The organism is Geodermatophilus sp. SYSU D00698 (genome assembly GCF_054050335.1).
This window is the reverse complement of record NZ_JBJGZD010000034.1, coordinates 1-18,071: the sequence shown is the minus strand read 5'-3', so window position 1 is coordinate 18,071 and position 18,071 is coordinate 1. Positions and strand designations below refer to the sequence as shown.

At 77.3% G+C, this 18,071-nt stretch carries 13 protein-coding genes; 9 read left to right on the top strand and 4 right to left on the bottom strand.

The features are described 5' to 3' along the window. The first annotated feature begins 32 nt into the window (after window positions 1-32). Window positions 33-1,736, top strand: coding sequence for an FAD-binding oxidoreductase (locus tag ACI8AB_RS21510; protein ID WP_456951806.1), 1,704 nt, complete (start codon window positions 33-35; stop codon window positions 1,734-1,736). Window positions 1,737-1,925: 189 nt separating this feature from the next. On the opposite strand, the gene ACI8AB_RS21505 is transcribed toward ACI8AB_RS21510, so the two are convergent. Beyond that, window positions 1,926-3,377 (bottom strand): FAD-binding oxidoreductase, encoded by a 1,452-nt coding sequence (locus tag ACI8AB_RS21505; protein ID WP_456951805.1) that lies wholly within the window; start codon window positions 3,375-3,377, stop codon window positions 1,926-1,928. A gap of 129 nt (window positions 3,378-3,506) precedes the next feature. Here ACI8AB_RS21505 and ACI8AB_RS21500 point away from each other — a divergent pair, with 129 nt between their 5' ends. Then, entirely contained in the window at window positions 3,507-6,938 is a 3,432-nt protein-coding gene (locus ACI8AB_RS21500; protein ID WP_456951804.1) for a BTAD domain-containing putative transcriptional regulator, read from the top strand. On the opposite strand, the gene ACI8AB_RS21495 is transcribed toward ACI8AB_RS21500, so the two are convergent. Beyond that, window positions 6,935-7,438, bottom strand: a complete 504-nt coding sequence (locus ACI8AB_RS21495; protein WP_456951803.1) for a GbsR/MarR family transcriptional regulator — start codon at window positions 7,436-7,438, stop codon at window positions 6,935-6,937. The two genes, ACI8AB_RS21500 and ACI8AB_RS21495, sit on opposite strands and share 4 nt — an antisense overlap. Window positions 7,439-7,512: 74 nt before the next feature. On the opposite strand from ACI8AB_RS21495, the gene ACI8AB_RS21490 reads away from it, so the two are divergent. Both ACI8AB_RS21490 and ACI8AB_RS21485 read left to right on the top strand, forming a co-directional pair. Beyond that, the gene (locus ACI8AB_RS21490; protein WP_456951802.1) at window positions 7,513-8,439 is read left to right on the top strand and encodes an ABC transporter ATP-binding protein; all 927 of its coding nucleotides are present in this window, start codon (window positions 7,513-7,515) and stop codon (window positions 8,437-8,439) included. Continuing rightward, a complete protein-coding gene (locus tag ACI8AB_RS21485; protein ID WP_456951801.1) occupies window positions 8,436-10,088 on the top strand; it encodes an ABC transporter permease in 1,653 nt (550 codons plus the stop codon). Before ACI8AB_RS21490 ends, ACI8AB_RS21485 begins: the two co-directional genes overlap by 4 nt. Here the strand turns inward: ACI8AB_RS21485 and ACI8AB_RS21480 are convergent. Further along, a complete protein-coding gene (locus ACI8AB_RS21480) occupies window positions 10,085-10,852 on the bottom strand; it encodes an SDR family oxidoreductase (protein ID WP_387990616.1) in 768 nt (255 codons plus the stop codon). The two genes, ACI8AB_RS21485 and ACI8AB_RS21480, sit on opposite strands and share 4 nt — an antisense overlap. 63 nt (window positions 10,853-10,915) lie before the next feature. Here ACI8AB_RS21480 and ACI8AB_RS21475 point away from each other — a divergent pair, with 63 nt between their 5' ends. The 3 genes from ACI8AB_RS21475 (at window position 10,916) to ACI8AB_RS21465 (ending at window position 15,156) form a co-directional block, all read left to right on the top strand. After that, on the top strand, window positions 10,916-12,142 hold the full coding sequence (locus ACI8AB_RS21475) for an arginine deiminase (protein ID WP_456951800.1): 1,227 nt from the start codon (window positions 10,916-10,918) through the stop codon (window positions 12,140-12,142). A 96-nt stretch (window positions 12,143-12,238) separates the two neighbouring features. Next, window positions 12,239-13,723 (top strand): MFS transporter, encoded by a 1,485-nt coding sequence (locus ACI8AB_RS21470; protein ID WP_456951799.1) that lies wholly within the window; start codon window positions 12,239-12,241, stop codon window positions 13,721-13,723. After that, window positions 13,720-15,156 carry a M20/M25/M40 family metallo-hydrolase gene (locus ACI8AB_RS21465; protein ID WP_456951798.1) on the top strand — a complete coding sequence of 479 codons (1,437 nt, stop codon included), beginning with the start codon at window positions 13,720-13,722 and terminating at the stop codon, window positions 15,154-15,156. Before ACI8AB_RS21470 ends, ACI8AB_RS21465 begins: the two co-directional genes overlap by 4 nt. 59 nt (window positions 15,157-15,215) lie before the next feature. Here ACI8AB_RS21465 and ACI8AB_RS21460 read toward each other — a convergent pair whose 3' ends face one another. After that, window positions 15,216-16,151, bottom strand: a complete 936-nt coding sequence (locus ACI8AB_RS21460; RefSeq protein ID WP_456951797.1) for a DUF5926 family protein — start codon at window positions 16,149-16,151, stop codon at window positions 15,216-15,218. Window positions 16,152-16,208: 57 nt separating this feature from the next. Here ACI8AB_RS21460 and ACI8AB_RS21455 point away from each other — a divergent pair, with 57 nt between their 5' ends. Both ACI8AB_RS21455 and ACI8AB_RS21450 read left to right on the top strand, forming a co-directional pair. Then, window positions 16,209-17,417: a cytochrome P450 gene (locus ACI8AB_RS21455; protein WP_456951796.1), complete on the top strand. Its 1,209-nt coding sequence runs from the start codon at window positions 16,209-16,211 to the stop codon at window positions 17,415-17,417. Further along, the coding region (locus tag ACI8AB_RS21450; protein WP_456951795.1) for a DNA alkylation repair protein at window positions 17,417-18,071 on the top strand (655 nt) is incomplete at its 3' end. The genes ACI8AB_RS21455 and ACI8AB_RS21450, both read left to right, overlap by 1 nt.

Below are 18,071 nucleotides of genomic sequence, written 5' to 3'. Positions count from 1 at the left end.
GGTCCCGGTCGGAGCACCGGCAGACTGTAGCCGTGTCCGAGCAGCCGGAACTGACCGTCCAGGGGTGGGGGCCCGGCAGCTCCCGGGTGGCCACGGTGGCCGAACCGGGGGACGCGGCGGAGGGCTCCCTCGAGCTCACCCGCGACCCCGACCTCGCCACCGCGCTGCCCAAGGCCGCGCGCCGCCACCTGGCCAGGGAGCTGGGCTGGGAGCCGCGGCCGACCCCGCCGGTCGCCGTCGCCGACGTCCGGCTGGCGCCCTCGCGGCTGCCGGCCGACGTCCACGACGCGCTGGTCGCGCTCCTCGGCGCCGACCACGTGCGCACCGACCGGGAGGCGCGCCTGCGCCGGGCCGGCGGCAAGAGCTACCTGGACCTGCTGCGCCGGCGGGAGGGCGACGCCTCCGACGCGCCCGACGCCGTCGTCCTGCCCGGCAGCACGGAGCAGACCGCGGCGCTGCTGGCGCTGTGCGCCGAGCACGGGGTCGTCGTCGTCCCGTTCGGCGGGGGCACCAGCGTCGTCGGCGGACTGTCGGGGATGGACCCCGACGACCGGCCCTCGCTGTCGGTCGACCTGTCCCGGATGGCGGCGCTGACCGACGTCGACGTCGCCTCGTCGCTGGTCACCGCCGGCCCCGGCATGCGCGGCCCGGCGATGGAGGAGGCGCTCGGGGCCCGCGGGCTGACGCTGGGCCACCTGCCGCAGAGCTGGGAGTACGCCACGCTCGGCGGCTACGCGGCGACCCGCTCGGCCGGGCAGTCCTCCACCGGCGTCGGCCGCTTCGACGACCTCGTCGCGGGCCTGACCCTGGCCACGCCGTCAGGGGTGCTGGAGCTCGGCCACCCGCCGGCGTCGGCGGCCGGACCCGACCTGCTCGGCCTGGCGCTGGGCTCGGAGGGCGCGCTCGGGATCATCACCGGGCTGCGGCTGCGGGTGCGCCCGGCGCCGCGGGCCCGGCTGTACGAGGGCTGGTCGTTCCGCACCTGGGCCGACGGGCTCGCCGGGCTGCAGCGGCTGGCGCGGCACGACCTGCTGCCCGACGTCGTCCGCCTCTCCGACCCCGACGAGACCCGCGCCACCCTGCTCAACGCCGGCGGCACCGGCGCCCGGCTGCTGCGCGGCGTCCTGCGGGCCCGCCGCCGCGGCGGGGGCTGCCTGCTCGTCGTCGGCTGGGAGGGCCTGCCGCAGGTGGTGCGGGCCCGCCGCCGGGCGGTGCTCCCGGTGCTGCGCGAGCACGGCGCGGCGCGGATCGGCCGCCGGGTGGGCGAGTCGTGGCGCCGGCACCGGTTCGCCGCCCCCTACCTGCGCGACCGGCTCATGGACGCGGGCCTGCTGGTCGAGACGCTGGAGACGGCGGCCACCTGGACCGCGCTGCCGGCCGTCTACGACGCCGTCCGCACCGCGCTGCAGCGGTCGCTGGGCCGGCCCGGCAAGCGGCCGCTGCTGATGACGCACGTGTCCCACGGCTACGCCACGGGCGCCTCGCTGTACGTCACCGTGCTCGCCGACCGCGACGACGACCTGCCGCTGCAGCAGTGGCTGACCGCCAAGCGGGCGGCGACCGAGGCGCTGCTGGCCGCCGGCGGCACGCTCACCCACCACCACGCCGTCGGTGCCGACCACCGCCCCTGGCTGGAGCGCGAGGTCGGCCCGCTCGGCGTCGAGGTGCTGCGTGCGGTCAAGGCCCGGCTGGACCCCCAGGGCATCTGCAACCCCGGGGTCCTCCTGCCCGACTGACGCCGCGGATGACCGGCTGAGCTCACCGCCGCGCGTCCTGGCTCACCGTGGGTGGTGAGCCAGGACGCCGCAGGATCAGCTCACCTGATCGTGCTCGTCGGCGGCGGGGTCCAGCCCGGCGGGGGCAGGGCCGGCGGGATCCCCATCCGCCGCCGCAGCCAGGCCGGCGGCCGCGGGTGGGGCGGCTGCTCAGGCACCCCGGCCCCGCAGCGCGTACCCGGTGGAGAAGACGTCGTCGGGGTCGACCGCCCGCTTGACGGCCAGCAGCCGCTCGGCCGAGGCCGGGTCCCAGGCGGCGAGGACCTCCTCGGGACCGCTGACGTCGCCGAGGAAGTTGACCATCCCGCCGCGCGCGGCCCACGGCGCCAGCGCGGCCAGCACGCCGCGGCCGGCCGCGGGCACCACCTCGGCCAGCTCCGGCACCATCGGGCCGATCACGAACACCGACCAGGCGGCGCCGCGGCCCGGGACGGCGTCGGGCACCCGCGCCGGGCGGGCGAGCGCACCGCCCATCTGGCGGATCTCGGCCATGACCAGCGGCACCTGCACGTCGGGGCCGGCGGCGGCGAGGAACGCGTCCACGGTCTCCCCGGTCAGCTCGGCGAGCAGCATCCCCTTCTCCCAGCCGGGCATCGGGTCGGTCGGGTCCATGTGCACCGCGTCCAGGGCCGTGGCCGGCATCGGCCCGACGCCGCCGAGCAGCACCTCCCCCGCGGCCTGCATCGGGGCCACCAGCGCGGTCCCGAGCTCGGGGTCCTCGCCGGCGTAGACGTAGCGCAGGTGGACGACGGTCTGCCCGCGCAGCGGCGGCGGCAGCTCCTCCACCGGGGGCAGCCGCAGCACGGCGACCGAGGTGCCGACCTCCTCGGGCAGCGTCGGCGCCCAGGCGCGGTAGGCGTGCAGCACCGCGGCCGCGTCCCTGCCGGCGAAGAACAGCCCGCCGGCGACCAGCGCCGGCACGGGGAACAGCTCGAACTCCAGCGCGGTGACGACGCCGAAGTTGCCCTTGCCGCCGCGCACCGCCCAGAACAGCTCGGGCTCGGTCTCGGCGCAGACGGTGCGCAGCACGCCGTCGGCGGTGACGATCTCCACGCTCACGACGGCGTCGGCGGCGAACCCGTGCCGGCGGCCCAGCGGCCCGAGCCCGCCGCCGAGGGTGTAGCCGACCACCCCGACGTCGGACGACGAGCCGCACAGCCCGGCCAGCCCGTGCTCGGCGGCGGCCGCGACGACCTTCTGCCACTTGACGCCCGCCTCGACCCGCGCGGTGCGGCGGGCCGGGTCGACGGCGACGCCCTGCATGCGGCGGGTGGTGATCATCAGCGCGCCGTCGGCGTTGCGGACCGGGCCGTGGCCGGTGGCCTGGACGGCGACCGGCAGGCCGTGCGCGGCGGCGAAGGAGACGGCGGCCGCGACGTCGGCGGCGCAGGTGGCACCCACCGCGACGGCGGGCGTATGGGTGACGGCGAGGTTCCAGGCCGCGACCTCGGCCGCCATGCCGTCGTCGCCCGCCACGTAGACCGGCCCGTGCACCCGGCCGCGCAGCTCCGCGACGGCGGCGGGGTCGAGGGCGGCGGGCACGGCGTCGTCGAGCGGTGTGCGCGGGAGCGGGGCGGCGGCGGGGGTCTCGGTCAGGCTCATGTCGGTCCTCGGGGCAGGGGGGATGGCCGGGGACCACCGTGGCCGCCCCGCCTTGACCGCCACTTGCGCCCGACTTGAGGCGCACGAACCCCTCCCCAGGCGGCGCGCGACCTGTCACGATGCCCGATCGTGCGGTTCCGCGTCCTCGGTCCCCTCGAGGTCACCGGTCCCGACGACCGCCCCGTCGACGTCGGCGGGGCCAAGCCCCGCGCGCTGCTGACCCTGCTGCTGGCCGAGGCCGGCCGGGTGGTCCCGATCGACCGCATCGTCACCACCCTGTGGGGCGACGAGCCGCCGCCCACGGTCACCGGGACCCTGCAGGCCTACGTCTCGCACCTGCGCCGGGTGCTCGAGCCCCAGCGCGGGCCGCGTGAGGCGCCGACGGTGCTGCTCACCCGGGCACCGGGCTACCTGGTGCAGGCCGGCGCCGAGGACCTCGACAGCCTGCGCTTCGCCCACCTGGTCGAGGAGGGCGACCGCGCCGTCGAGGCCGGCGACCCCGCCGGCGGGGTCGCCGCGCTGGACCGCGCGCTCGAGCTGTGGCGGGGCGAGCCGCTGGCCGAGCTGGGGGACGGGCCGGGCGCGGCCACCGACCGGCTGCGCCTCACCGAGCTGCACGTGCGCGCCCGCGAGCGCCGGTGCGACGCGCTGCTGGCCGTCGGCCGCGCCGACGCCGCCGTCGCCGACCTGCAGCGCCTGGTCGCCGAGCACCCGCTGCGCGAGCGGCTGTGGGCCCGGCTCGTCACCGCCCTCTACGCCGCCGACCGGCAGGCCGACGCGCTGGACGCGCTGCGCCGCTGCACCGAGCTGCTGCGCGACGAGCTGGGCATCGACCCCGGCCCCGAGCTGCGCGACCTCGAGCAGGCGGTGCTCCGGCAGGACCCCAAGCTCGCCTCACGGGTACCCCGGCCGGTGCTGTCGGTGGTCCCGCCGCCGGCGCCCACCGCGCTGGCGGTCCCCGGCGACGAGACGCTGGTCGGCCGCCGCGCCGAGCTGGCCCGGCTGCGGGCGGCCGCCGAGCAGGTCGCCGCCGGGCGGCCCGCCGTCGTCGTGCTGGCCGGCGAGGCCGGCATCGGCAAGACCCGGCTGGCCGAGGCGGTCGCGGACACCATCCGGGCCGCGGGGTGGGCGGTCGCCGAGAGCCGCTGCGCCGACGACGCCGGCGCCCCGGCCCTGTGGCCGTGGACGCAGGCGCTCGAGCAGCTGGGCCAGGAGCCGCCCGCGCCCGCCGGGGACGACGGCGACGACGCCGACGCCGCCCGGTTCCGGCTGTTCCAGGAGCTGCGCGGCAGGCTCACCGCCGCCGCCCGGCAGCGGCCGGCGATGGTCGTCCTCGACGACCTGCAGGGCGCCGACACCACGTCGGTGCAGCTGCTGACCCTGCTGGCCCGGCACCTGCCGCGGGTGCCGCTGCTGGTCGTCGTGACCGTGCGCAGCGTCGGGGAGGACCTGCCCGAGGCGGTCGCGGACTGCCTGGCCCGGCTGGCCCGCGAGCCGGCCGCCACCACGATCACCCTGCAGGGCCTGGACACCGAGGACGTCGGCTCGCTGCTGGCCGCGCAGCTGGGCTCTGCCGGCGACCCGGGCCTGGCCGCCACGGTGCACGACCGCACGGCGGGCAACCCGTTCTTCGTCGTCGAGCTGTCCCGCTGGATGCGCGGCGACCGCGACCTGCACGCGGTGCCGGTGCCGCCGTCGGTGGGCGAGGTGCTGCGGACCCGCCTGGCCCGGCTGCCCGCCGGCGCCCGCCCGGTGCTCGAGCTCGCCGCCGTCGCCGGCCGGGAGGTCACCCTCGACCTGCTCGAGGCCGCCGGGGAGCCGGCCGAGGCCGCGCTGGCGGCCCTGGACGCCGCGGTCGCCGCGGGCCTGGTCGTCGAGGGCGGCACGCCGTGGAGCTGGCGGTTCACGCACGCGCTGGTGCAGGAGGTCCTCGCCGACGACCTCCCCGCGCTGCGCCGGGCCCGCCTGCACGCCCGGCTCGGCGAGGCGCTGGAGCGGCAGGTGGCCGGCGGCCGCCCCGACGACGCCGTGGTCGAGCGGCTGGCGCACCACTTCGTCGAGGCCGCGCCGGTGGCCGGCCCCGCCGCCGGGCTGCGGTGGTCGACCGCCGCGGCGGCCAACGCCCGGACCCGCCTGGCCGACGGCGAGGCCGCGGTGCACACCCGCCGCGCGCTGCGGCTGGTCGACCCGGCGCAGCCCGGCGCGGCCCGCACCCGGCACGACCTGCTCACCGCGCTGGGCAACGACCTGCTGCGCAGCGGCGAGCGCACCGAGGCCCAGCAGGTGGTCGGCGAGGCGATCGCGCTGGCCCGCGAGCTCGGCGACCCGCGCTGCCAGCTGGAGTCGGCCGCGGTGTGGGGCGAGGTCACGCTGTGGAACTGGCGGCCGCACGGCGTCGTCGACGCCGAGATGGTCGCCCTGCTGGAGGACCTGCTCGAGCACCGCGACGAGATCGCCCCGGACGCGACCGAGGCCGAGCGGGACCGGCTGACCGCGCGGCTGCTGGGCACCCTCGGCGTCGAGCTGGCCTTCAGCGAGGACCTGCAGCGCGGCGTGCGGTACGCCGAGCGGGCGGTGGCGCTGGCCCGCGGCGTCGGCGACCCGGAGCTGCTGGGCCGGACGCTGAACAACTACTCGCTCGCGGTGTGGGGCCGGCCCGGTGCCGCCGAGCTGCGGCTGGCCGCGACCGACGAGGCGCTGGCCCTGGCCGGGCGCGGGCTGCCGCGGCGCACCGAGTTCTACGCCCGGCTGCACCGCGCGGCGATCCGGCTGCACCTCACCGACCGCGCCGGTTTCGAGGCCGACCTGGAGGCCGGGCGGCGGCTGGCGTTCTCGCTGTCGGGCCCGGAGGTGCGCCCGCACGTGCTGTGGCAGCAGGCCGGCGCCGCCTGGCTGGCCGGGGACGCCGCCCGCGCCGAGGACCTGACCACCGAGGCGCACGCGCTCTACCGCCGGGTGACGCCGCACTCGCGGCACGCCTACGCCGCGCACCTGTTCGCGCTGCGCCGCGGCGACCACCGGCTGCCCGAGGCGATCGACCTGCTCGTGGAGACCGGCGACGAGGGCAACCCGCTGCTGCAGCTCATGGCCGTGGTGGCCGCCGCGGAGTCCGGCGACCTCGCGGTGGCCCGGCGGCTGCGCGCCCGCTGGGGCCGCACCCAGATCCGCGACTGGGCCAGCGACGTCGCGGTGCTGCTGCAGGCCGAGGCCGCGCTGCACCTGGGCGACGAGCCCGAGCTGACCGTGGCCACCGTGCAGCTGCTGCCCTTCCGCGGGCGGCAGGCGGTGCTGGGCACGCCGGCGTTCAGCCTGGGCGCCTACGACGAGCTGCTGGGCCGGATCGCCGAGCGCACCGGCGACACGGTGGCCGCCCGCGACTGGTGGACCGGCGCCCGCGAGCAGGGCCGGAGGGTCGGCTCGCCGCACCAGGTGGCGCTGGCCGAGTCCCACCTGGCCCGGGTGCCCGCCGAGCAGGCGCACCGGCCGCCGCGGCGCCGGCGCTCCGAGCCCCCGGCGCCGCGCCCTGCCGTGCACCCACCGGTCGAGGAGCGTCCCGCCTAGTCCGACCCGGCGCCCCGCCGTTCCCGTTCCCGGGGCCAGCGGGCGACGGCGTCGGCGAGGACCTCGCGCAGGAACGCCAGGAAGTCGCGCGTCTCGGCGAGCCGCCGGCCACCGGGCCGGTCGGCGCCGAGCAGTTCGATGCCGGACGCCGCGACGTCCTCGAACCGCCGGAGCGTCTGCAGCTCCGCGGTGACGGCACGGGTCCAGAGGTTGGCGTCGTCCAGCACGTACAGGTCGCTGCGCGTACCGGGCTCACGCTCGCGCACCAGGAAGCCGACCTGGACCAGCTGCCGGACGGCCCCGCTGATCGCCGCCGGGCTGACCTGCAGGCCCTCCGCGAGCTCGGCGGCGGTGTAGCGGTCGGCGTCGTCGGCGAGCGCGTAGGCCATGACCCGCGCCTGCATCGGCTGCATGCCCGACTCGCGCAGCACGAGCGCGAACCGCTCCACGAACCGCAGGAGGGTCGCCCGCTCGGCGTCCAGGTCGTCCGCAACCGCCACGCCGCCCATCGTACTGGGCCTCCTGGCGCTCAATACTGTTCACGAAATAGTGAAAGTTCTGTAAGTTCACGGCCATGGCGGCGATCACCATCGCGGGACTGGTCAAGACCTTCGGCGCCATGCGCGCCCTGGACGGGCTCGACCTCGAGGTCGGCACCGGTGAGGTGCACGGCTTCCTCGGCCCGAACGGGTCCGGCAAGTCCACGACCCTCCGGGTGCTGCTCGGCCTGCTGCGTCCCGACGCCGGCCGGGTCCGCCTGCTCGGCGGCGACCCGTGGCGCGACGCCGTGGCCCTGCACCGGCGCCTGGCCTACGTGCCCGGGGACGTGACCCTGTGGCCGACCATCTCCGGCGGCGAGGCCATCGACCTGATCGGGCGGCTGCGCGGCGGGCTCGACCCACGACGTCGCGCCGAGCTGCTCGACCGGTTCGACCTCGACCCGCGCAAGAAGGCCCGCACGTACTCGAAGGGCAACCGGCAGAAGGTCGCCCTGGTGGCCGCGCTGGCATCCGACGCCGACCTGCTGGTGCTCGACGAGCCGACGTCCGGACTCGACCCGCTCATGGAGGCGGTGTTCCAGGAGTGCATCCGCGAGGTCCGCGCCGAGGGCCGCACGGCGCTCCTCTCCAGCCACATCCTGGCCGAGGCCGAGGCCCTGTGCGACCGGGTCAGCATCATCCGGCACGGCCGGACGGTGCAGAGCGGCAGCCTCGACCAGTTGCGGCACCTGACCCGCACGTCCGTCGTCGCCGAGACCGCTCGCCCGGCGAGCGGCCTGGCGGCGCTGCCGGGCGTCCACGACCTGCGGCACGAGGACGGCCGGGTCCGCTTCGACGTCGACACCGACGCGCTGGACGGCACCCTCAGGTACCTGACCACGCTCGGTGTCGTGGCCCTGACCAGCACGCCGCCCACGCTCGAGGAGCTCTTCCTGCGGCACTACGGCGACGAGCTGGCGGAGAACGGCGTCCCCTCCGGGCCCGAGGCGGTGCGGTCGTGAGCACCCGGCTGTCGGAGGCCCCCGCCCGGCCGGTGCCGCCGGTGACCGGGACCCGGCCGTCGACCACCACGGGCACCGGCACGCTCCTCCGGTTCGCGCTGCGCCGTGACCGGGTGCGGCTGCCGGTGTGGATCGCCGCCGGCACGTTCCTGGTGGCGCTGCAGTCGGTCTCGAGCCAGTCGCTCTACGACACCGCCGAGGCCCTGGCCGCCTACCGCGCATCCGTGGGCAGCAACGCGGCGACGATCGCCCTGGCCGGCCCGCCCGTGGGGCTCGGCACGGTGGCCGGGGCGGTCGCCTTCGAGATCTCCGCGACCGTGATGCTGGTCGCCGCGCTGATGGCGACGTCCACCGTCACACGGCACACCCGGGCGGACGAGGAGGCCGGCCGGACCGAGCTGGTCCGGTCGGCGCGCGTCGGCCGGCACGCGCCGCTGCTGGCCGCCGTCCTCCTGTCGTCGCTGGCGTGTGCGGTGCTCACCGTCGCCGTCTGGACCGCCGCCACGGCGACCGGACTGCCGGCCGTCGGCTCCCTGTTCCTCGGCGCCTCGTTCGGGGCGTGCGGGCTGGTGTTCACCGGGATCACCGCCGTGGCCGTGCAGGTGACCGGACACACCCGGGCGGTCCACGGCCTGGTCGGTGGGCTGTTCGCGGTGTCCTTCGTGCTCCGTGCGCTCGGCGACGTCGAGGGCAGCCGGGTGGTCTGGACCTCGCCGATCGGCTGGGCCCAGGCCACCCACCCGTTCTCCGACGACGCCGTCGCACCGCTGGTGCTGTGCGCGGTCGTCGCCGTGGCGCTGGTCCTGGCCGGGTTCGCCCTGCTCGACCGCCGCGACCTGGGCGCCGGCTTCGTCCAGCCGCGGCCGGGCCCGGCGCACGCCCCGTGGTCGCTGCGCTCGCCGCTCGGCCTCGCCGTCCGCCTGCAGCGGGGGGCGTTCGTCGCGTGGACGCTGGGCCTGGCCCTGCTGGGGGTGGTCCAGGGCGCCCTCGCGGAGTCCGTCGAGACGCTGGTCGCCGGCAACGAGCAGGCCCTGGCCGTCTTCGGCGACCCGGACGTCGGCGAGCTGGTGGACGCCTACCTCGGCACCACGTTCGGCGTCACGGCACTGCTGGCCGGCGCCTACGCGGTCTCGTCGGTGCTGCGCGCCCGCGGCGAGGAGTCCGGCCAGCGCGCCGAGCCGGTGCTGGCGACGGCCACCAGCCGGTCCCGGTGGCTGGGCAGCCACGTCGCCGTCGCCCTGGCGGGCTCGGGGCTGGCCCTGACGGCGTCCGGTCTCACCACGGGCGTCGTGCGGGTGGCGCAGACCGGCGAGGCGGCCGCCCTGGGCCGGATGGTGGGTGCCGCCGTGGCGTACGTGCCGGCGGTCTGGGTGCTCGCGGGCACCGCGGTGGCGCTGTTCGGGCTGCTCCCCCGGGCGGCGACCGCGCTGGCGTGGACCGCCGTCGGCGTCTCCCTCGTCCTCACCCTGTTCGCCGGGTCGTTCGGCTGGCCGGGCTGGGTCGGTGGCCTCTCCCCGTTCGGCTGGGTGCCCCTGATGCCGCTGGAGCCCTGGACCGCAACCCCGGTGCTGGTGCTGACCGGGGTCGCCGCCGTCCTGCTCGTCGCCGGCTCCACGGGCTTCGCCCGCCGGGACCTGGCGACCGGTTAGAGGGTGGTGGCCCGGCCACCGTCGACGGGGATGACGGCACCGGTCACGTACGCCCCGGCCCGGCTGGCCAGGTAGACGACGACGCCGGCCATGTCGTCGGGGCGGCCGATGCGGCCCAGCGGCGAGCTGGCGGCGATCTCGTCGCCGCGGGCGGCCAGGGTGGCGGCCATCATCTTCGACTCGAACGGCCCCGGCGCGACGGCGTTCACGGTGATCCGCCTGGGCCCCAGCTCCTTGGCCAGGTGCCGGGTGAGCTGGTGCACCGCGGCCTTGCTGGAGGAGTACGAGTAGGTCGGCAGGACCGGCACGTGCAGCCCGTCGATGCTGCCGACGTTGACCACGCGGGCCGGGTCGTCGTCGGTGGCCGCGGCCTCGAGCAGCGGCAGCACCGCCCGGGTCAGGAAGAACGGCGCCTTGACGTTGAGGTCGAGGACCTTGTCCCACGCCGAGGCGGGGAAGGTCTCGAGCGGCTCGCCCCAGGTGGCGCCGGCGTTGTTGACCAGCACGTGCACGCGCTCCTCGCGGCGGCCGACCTCCTCGGCCAGCCGGACGCACTCGGCCTCGGTGCTGATGTCGGCGGGGATCGACTCCACCCTCCCGAACGCCGACAGCTCCGCCACCGCCTGCTCACCGGCCTCGGGCTTGCGCGAGCTGACGTAGACCGACGCCCCGGCCTGCAGCAGGCCGCGCGCCATCATCAGGCCGATGCCGCGGGTGCCGCCGGTGACGACGGCGACCTTCCCGGTGAGGTCGAACAGGTCCACGCGGTGCCTCCTCCTGTGGCGGTGCCGTGCGCCGGCCGGGCCACTGTGCCAGCCTCTCCCCCCGTGACCACCGCGGCCCCCAGTCCCCTCGGCGTGACCAGCGAGGTCGGCCCCCTGCGGACGGTGGTCCTGCACCGGCCGGGCGCCGAGCTGCGCCGGCTCACGCCGCGCAACAACGACCAGCTGCTCTTCGACGGCGTCCCGTGGGTGGCCCGCGCGCAGGAGGAGCACGACGCGTTCGCCGCCGCCCTCACCGACCGCGGCGTCGAGGTGCTCCACCTGGACCGGCTGCTGACCGACGTCCTGGACCACCCGACGGCCCGCGAGGAGCTCGTGGCCGCCGCCGTCGACGACCCGCGCCTGGGCGCCACCCTCCAGCGCACGGCCGCCGGCCACCTGTCCGGCCTCGCGGCGGACGACCTCGCCGGCGCGCTCATCGCCGGCGTGGCGCACCACGAGCTGCGCGGCGGGCGGGGCCTGGCCTACGAGCTGATGGACCGGCACGACTTCGTCGTCCCGCCGCTGCCCAACCTGCTGTTCACCCGGGACTCGTCGGTGTGGGTCGGCGACCAGGTCGCCGTCACGTCGCTGGCGATGCCGGCCCGGCACCGGGAGAGCACGATCCTCCGCGCCGTCGCCACGTACCACCCGCGCTTCGCCGGCGCCGAGCAGCTCTACGACTCCTCGCTCGAGCACCTCGAGGGCGGCGACGTCCTGCTGCTGGCCCCCGGCGTGGTGGCCGTGGGCGTGGGCGAGCGGACGACGCCGGGCGGCGCCGAGCGGCTCGCGCGCCGGGTGTTCGCGCGGGGGCTGGCGCACACGGTGCTCGTCGTCCCGATCGCCCAGGAGCGGGCCACCATGCACCTGGACACCATCGCCACGATGGTCGACGTCGACGCGATGGTCATGTACCCCGCGGTGGCGGACACCCTCGTCGCCTGGACGGTCACCGCCGACACCCCGCCCGACGACGCCGACACCACCGACCTCGTCGTCCGCGGCCCGGCGCCGTTCGTGGTCGCCGCGGCCGAGGCGATGGGCATCGACCGGCTGCGGGTGATCGACACCGGCCTGGACCCGGTCACCGCCGAGCGCGAGCAGTGGGACGACGGCAACAACACCCTCGCGCTGGCCCCGCGGCTGGCGGTGGCCTACGAGCGCAACACCGTCACCAACGCCGCACTCGAGGCCGCCGGCATCGAGGTGGTGCGGATCGCGGGCTCGGAGCTCGGCAGCGGACGCGGGGGGCCGCGGTGCATGTCGTGTCCCGTGTGGCGCGATCCGCTGTGACCCCTCCCGGACCGGCCGCGAGGTCCGTACGGTGCCGTACCGGGTCTCCTCCCCGGAGGTCCGGACGGGAGGACCCGCCGTGAGGGGCAGCAGGGCGTGACCGGCACGCGGACGCGGCGGCGCGGCGGCCGCATCGCGGGGCTCGGCGGGGGGCTGGTCGGCTGGCTCGTCTTCGTCGAGTTCACCAGCGGGGTGCTGCAGGGCTACTACGTCCCGCTGCTCACCGACGTCGCCCGCCACCTGGGCATCCACGACGCCGACGTCAACTGGCTCGAGGCCGCCCAGCTGATGACGTCGGCGATCGCGGTCCCGGTGCTGGCCAAGCTGGGCGACCTCCACGGCCACCGCCGGATGCTGTGGACCTCGGCGGCGGTGGTCGCGGCGGCCACCGTCGTGCTGGCGTTCGCGCAGGACTTCGGCGTCTTCCTGGTGGCCTGGGCGGTGCAGGGCGTCTACGCCGCCTGGCTGCCGCTGCAGGTGGCGCTCATCCACTCGCGGTCGCGCGGGCAGGCCGACGCGGCCGCCCGCACCCGCCGGGCGACGGGGCTGGTCGTCGCCGCGCTCCAGGCCGGCGCGATCGTGGGCGCGCTCGGCGGCGGGCAGGTCGGCGACGCGCTCGCCGGGCGGTTCTGGCTGGTGCTGCTGCTGCCGGGCCTGCTGGTGGCCGGCGTCTGCGCCGTCGTGCTCACCCGCGTGCCCGAGAGCACCGACCGCCGGGCCGGCGACGTCGACGTCCCCGGGGTCGCCCTGCTCAGCGTGGTGCTGCTGGTGATCACGGGCGGGCTGAGCTTCGTCCGGGTCAACGGCGCCGGCGAGGTGTGGCCCTGGCTGGTGACCGCGGCCGGTGTGCTGCTGGTCGTGCCGTTCGTCCGGTACGAGCTGCGCCGCGCGGACCCGCTGGTCGACTTCCGCGTGCTGCGCTCCCCCAGCACGTGGCCGGTGCAGCTCACCGCCGGGCTGTTCGGGGTGAGCGTGCTCGGCGCGCAGGGGCCGCTGTCGACGTTCGCCCGCACCGACCCCGACACCTACGGCTACGGCCTGGGCCTGTCGACCAGCCAGGTGTCGATCGTCATCGGCGGCTACGTCGTCTCGATGCTGGTCGGCGCGAGCTCGTTCTCCCGGGTCTCCGCGGCCACCACGCCCAGGGTCACGCTGATCGGCGCCGCCACGCTCACCGGCCTGGGCTACCTGCTGCTGGTCCCGCTGCACGCCACGCTGCCGCAGGTCCTCGGGGCGATGGTGGTCGCCGGTCTCGGCTCGGGGGCGCTGGTGGCGGCGCTGCCCGCGGCCGCGGCGGCAGCGGCGCCCGCCGGTCGCACCGGCGTCGCGACCGGGTTGACCAACACGACCAAGGTGCTCGGCGGCAGCTTCGCCTCCGCCGTCTTCGCCGTCGCCCTGGCCGCCGGCGCGCCGGCCGCCGCCGACGGGTCCGAGGGCACCGCCGGGTCGCTGTCGGGCTACGTCACGGTCTGGGTGGTCTGCGGGGTGACGGCGTGGCTGGCCGCGCTGTCGCTGGTCTTCGTGCCGCGCCTGGCCTTCTCCGACCGGCCCGAGGCCGTGGGCGTGCGGGAGGTCGCGTGAGGACCGCCCCGCTCCTGCTCGGTGCCGCGGCCGCCGCCGGCGCCGCGGCCGCGCGGCGGGTCGCCCGCTTCCGGCCGGTCCCCGCGCCGGTCGAGCCGGCGGACGCCTCGGGTCTGGACCCCGACGCCGCCGCGGCCCGGCTGGCCGAGCTGATCCGCGTCCCCACCGTCTCCTCGCGCGACCCCGGGCAGGCCGACGCCGCGGCGTTCGAGCGGTTCCGCGAGCGCCTGGCCGAGCTCTACCCGCACACGCACCGGGCGCTCGAGCGCGAGCTGCTGCCCGGCGGGTCGCTGCTGTACCGCTGGCGCAGCGGCACCGACGCACCGCCGCTGGTGCTCATGGCCCACCACGACGTCGTCCCGGTGACCGGCCAGGACTGGACCCGCGACCCGTTCTCCGGCGCGGTCGAGGACGGCTGGGTGCACGGCCGGGGCGCCGTCGACGACAAGGGCTCGCTGGTGGCGGTCCTCGAGGCGGTCGAGTCCCTGGCCGCCGGGGGACACACCCCGGCACGCGACGTGTACGTCTTCTCCGGCAACGACGAGGAGGTCCTCGGCGTCGGCGCCCAGGAGGCGGTGGCCGTGTTCCGCGAGCGGTGCATCCAGCCGTGGGCGGTGGTCGACGAGGGCGGTGCCGTGGTGACCGGCGTCTTCCCGGGCGTGCCGGGGCAGATCGCCGTCGTCGGGCTGGCCGAGAAGGGGCTGCTCGACTGCGAGCTGGTCACCACCGACCCCGGCGGGCACGCGTCCTCGCCGACGTCGGGCGGTGCCCCGGCCCGCCTGGCCCGCGCGATCCTCCGGCTGGACGCCGCGCCGTTCCCGGCCCGGCTGCACGACGTCGTGCTGGCGATGGTCGACGCCGCGGGCCGGCACGCCCCCGGCGCCCACCGCGCGCTGTTCGCGCACGCCCGCCCGCTGCGGCCGCTGCTCGCGACGGCGCTGGCCCGGGCGAGCCGCGAGGCCAACGCGCTGGTGCGGACGACGGTGGCGGTGACCGAGCTCGAGGGCAGCAGCGCGCGCAACGTGCTGGCCACCCGGGCGCGGGCGCACCTGAACATCCGGATCGCGCTGGGCGAGACCGTGCAGTCGACGGTCGAGCGGCTGCGCCGGGTGGTCGCGGACGACCGCGTCGAGGTCCGGGTGCTGTCGGGCAGCGACCCCTCACCGGTCTCGCGGACCGACACCGAGGCCTACGCGGCGCTCGGGGCCGCGGTGCGGGCGGTGTACCCGGGGGCCGCCGTCGCGCCGTACCTGATGGTGCAGGCCAGCGACGCCCGGCACTTCGCGCAGATCAGCGACAGCGTCTACCGGTTCATGCCCTTCGACCTGTCCCGCGGCGAGCTCGACGCGCTGCACGCCGCCGACGAGCGGATCAGCGTCGCCGCCCTGCACCGGGGCGCGGTCTTCTTCCGGCACCTCATCACGCACCTCTGAGCGCGCTCGTGCTCTGCCCACGGGAGTGGGCAGAGCACGAGCGGCGGCGGGAGGAGGCCCTACCGGAGCGTGATCTGGCGGGAGAGCAGGCCGGCGCGGGCGCGGCGCTCGTCGGCGGTCAGCGGATCGGTCACCGTCAGCGCCTGCTCCAGGCGGGTGGCGAACCCGGCCGCGGGGCCGGCCCACTCCTGCGCGGGGGTGTCGGCCGGCAGGTCCCACACCGGGACGACGAGGCCGTGCGCGCGGAAGGCGCCGGCGTACCGGGTCCCCTCGCCCAGCAGCAGCTGCTCGGACGCCGAGAGCCGGGCCAGCGCGTCGAGCAGCGGCTCCTCGGCCTCGGGCCGCACCCAGCGCAGGTGCGCCCGCTCGTTGCCCGGCCGCACCCAGTAGGCGGCCCCCAGGCCCTCCAGCCGCTCGGTCGGCAGCACCGCCTCGTTGGCCCGCTCCAGCCCGGCCTGCGCGGCGGGGTTCGGGTCGGTGCCCTCCAGCCAGAAGCCGAAGTCGGGGTGCACGGTGACCTCGAGCGGGACGGCGGGGTCGAGCAGCTCCTGCAGCCGCGGCCCGGCCGAGCCGGCCGCGCCGATCGGGCCCGGGTCGACCGGCGCGCCCGCCGGCGAGTCCAGCGCGGCGGCGAGCGCCGTGCCGATGTCCCTGCTGACGTCGTCGGAGGATGCCTGCAGCTGGACGCCGAGCAGGATCTCGCCGTTGCTGCGGACCAGCGCCGGCGCACCGCCGGGCAGCACGCTGGCGAGGGTCACGTCGCGGCCGTCGGTGGTCCGCAGCGGCGCGGTGGCGGCGGGCACCAGCTCGCGCAGCGCCACCCAGTCCGGCTCGCCGGGCAGGCCCTCGAAGGGGCGGGTCACCGGGGGTGCGTAGCCCGAGCCGTGGCAGTGCTTGTACCGGCGGCCCGAGCCGCACGGGCACGGGGCCTTCGGGTTGGTCCCGCCCTCGACGGCGGCGGGCGCGGGACGGCGGCGGGTCGCGGAACGGGCCATGCGGCCCAGGGTATGTGGGGCCGGGACGGGGTCCCGCGGGCCATAGGCTTCGGCGTCGTGACCTCCCTGGCGGCACCGCTCGACCTCACCGACCCGGCCGTCGTCGCCGACCCCTACCCCGCCTTCGCCGCCGCCCGCGCCGTCGCCCCGGTCCAGTGGCACGAGGGCCTGCGGCTGTGGCTGGCGTTCACCCACGCCGAGAGCAACGCCGTGCTGCGCGACCGCCGGCTGGGCCGGATCTGGCGGGACCGGGAGCCGGAGGAGCGGTTCGGGCAGTTCAACCTCATCCACCGCAACGCCGTCCTCGAGATGGAGCCGCCCGACCACACCCGGCTGCGCCGGCTGGTCAGCGCGGCCTTCGCCCGCGGGCACGTCGAGCGGCTGCGGCCGTGGGTCGAGCACCTGGCCGGCGAGCTGGTCGACGGGCTGGTGGAGCGCTCCGGCGGCAGCGAGCCCGTCGACGTCCTCTCGGGGATGGCCGGGGAGCTGCCGGTGGCGGTCATCGCGGAGCTGCTCGGCGTCCCGGCGGCGGACCGGCCGCTGCTGCGCCCCTGGTCCAACGCGATCGTGAAGATGTACGAGTACGGCCGGACCACGGCGGTCGAGGACGCCGCCGAGCGCGCCGCCGCGGAGTTCGTCGCCTACTTGCGCGACCTGGCCACCGAGCGCCGCCGCGCCCCCGGCGAGGACCTGCTGTCGCACCTGGTCACCGTGCGCGACGCCGACGGCGACCGGCTCACCGAGGACGAGCTGGTCACCACGTGCATCCTGCTGCTCAACGCCGGCCACGAGGCGACGGTCAACGTCAGCGGCAACGGCCTGCTCGCGCTGCTCGAGCACCCCGACCAGCTGGCGCGGCTGCGGACCGACCCGACGCTCCTGCCGACGGCGGTCGAGGAGCTCATGCGGTTCGACTCGCCGCTGCAGCTGTTCGAGCGCACCGCGACCGCCGACGTCGAGGTCGGCGGCGTCACCGTGCAGGAGGGGGAGAAGGTCGCCGCGCTGCTGGGTGCCGCCAACCGCGACCCCGCCGTCTTCGCCGCCCCCGACACCCTCGACGTCGGCCGCAGCGACAACCCGCACGTCTCCTTCGGCGCGGGCGTGCACTTCTGCATCGGGGCGCCCCTGGCCCGCGTGGAGCTGCAGGCCTCCTTCGGCGCGCTGCTGGGGCGCACCAGCGACCTGCAGCTCGCCCGCCCGGCGCGGCGCCGTCCGGAGTTCGTCATCCGCGGCCTGGCCGAGCTGCCCGTCGTCCTGACCCGGTAGTGGCCGCGACCGCGGAGGTGCTCGGCCGGCTCCGGGAGCTGGCCGACCCGTCGCGGCTGGCCGGCATGGCCCGTCACGGCGTCGGCGGCGCGCAGACCCTCGGCGTCACGGTCGCCGAGCTGCGCACGCTGGCGAGGGAGCTGGGCCGCGACCACGCGCTGGCCGCCGGGCTGTGGGACTCCGGCGTCCACGAGGCCCGGATCCTGGCCGGCATGGTCGAGGAGCCGGCCGCGGTGGACGCCGCGCAGCTCGACGCGTGGGCGGCCGGGTTCGACTCGTGGGACCTGTGCGACCAGGTCTGCCAGAACCTCGTGCGGCACACCCCGTTCGCCTGGGGCCGGGCGCTGGTGTGGAGCGGGCGGCCGGAGGAGTTCGTCAAGCGCGCCGGGTTCGCCGTCATGGCCGGGCTGGCGGTGGCGGACAAGGGCGCGGTCGACGACCGGTTCGAGCCGTTCCTGCGCGCGGTCGCCGAGCGGGCCGACGACGACCGGCCGATCGTCCGCAAGGGCGCGAGCTGGGCGCTGCGGCAGGTCGGCAAGCGCAGCCCCGGCCTGCACCGACGTGGGGGGGGGGGGGGGGGGGGGGGGGGGGGGGGGGGGGGGGGGGGGGGGGGGGGGGGGGGGGGGGGGCGGGGGGGGGTGGGGGGGGGTGGTC

Excerpts from the sequence above, each read along its gene's own strand:
- ACI8AB_RS21505 (WP_456951805.1), bottom strand. The coding sequence starts at position 3,377 with ATGAGCCTGACCGAGACCCCCGCCGCCGCCCCGCTCCCGCGCACACCG.
- ACI8AB_RS21490 (WP_456951802.1), top strand. The coding sequence starts at position 7,513 with ATGGCGGCGATCACCATCGCGGGACTGGTCAAGACCTTCGGCGCCATG.
- ACI8AB_RS21460 (WP_456951797.1), bottom strand. The coding sequence starts at position 16,151 with ATGGCCCGTTCCGCGACCCGCCGCCGTCCCGCGCCCGCCGCCGTCGAG.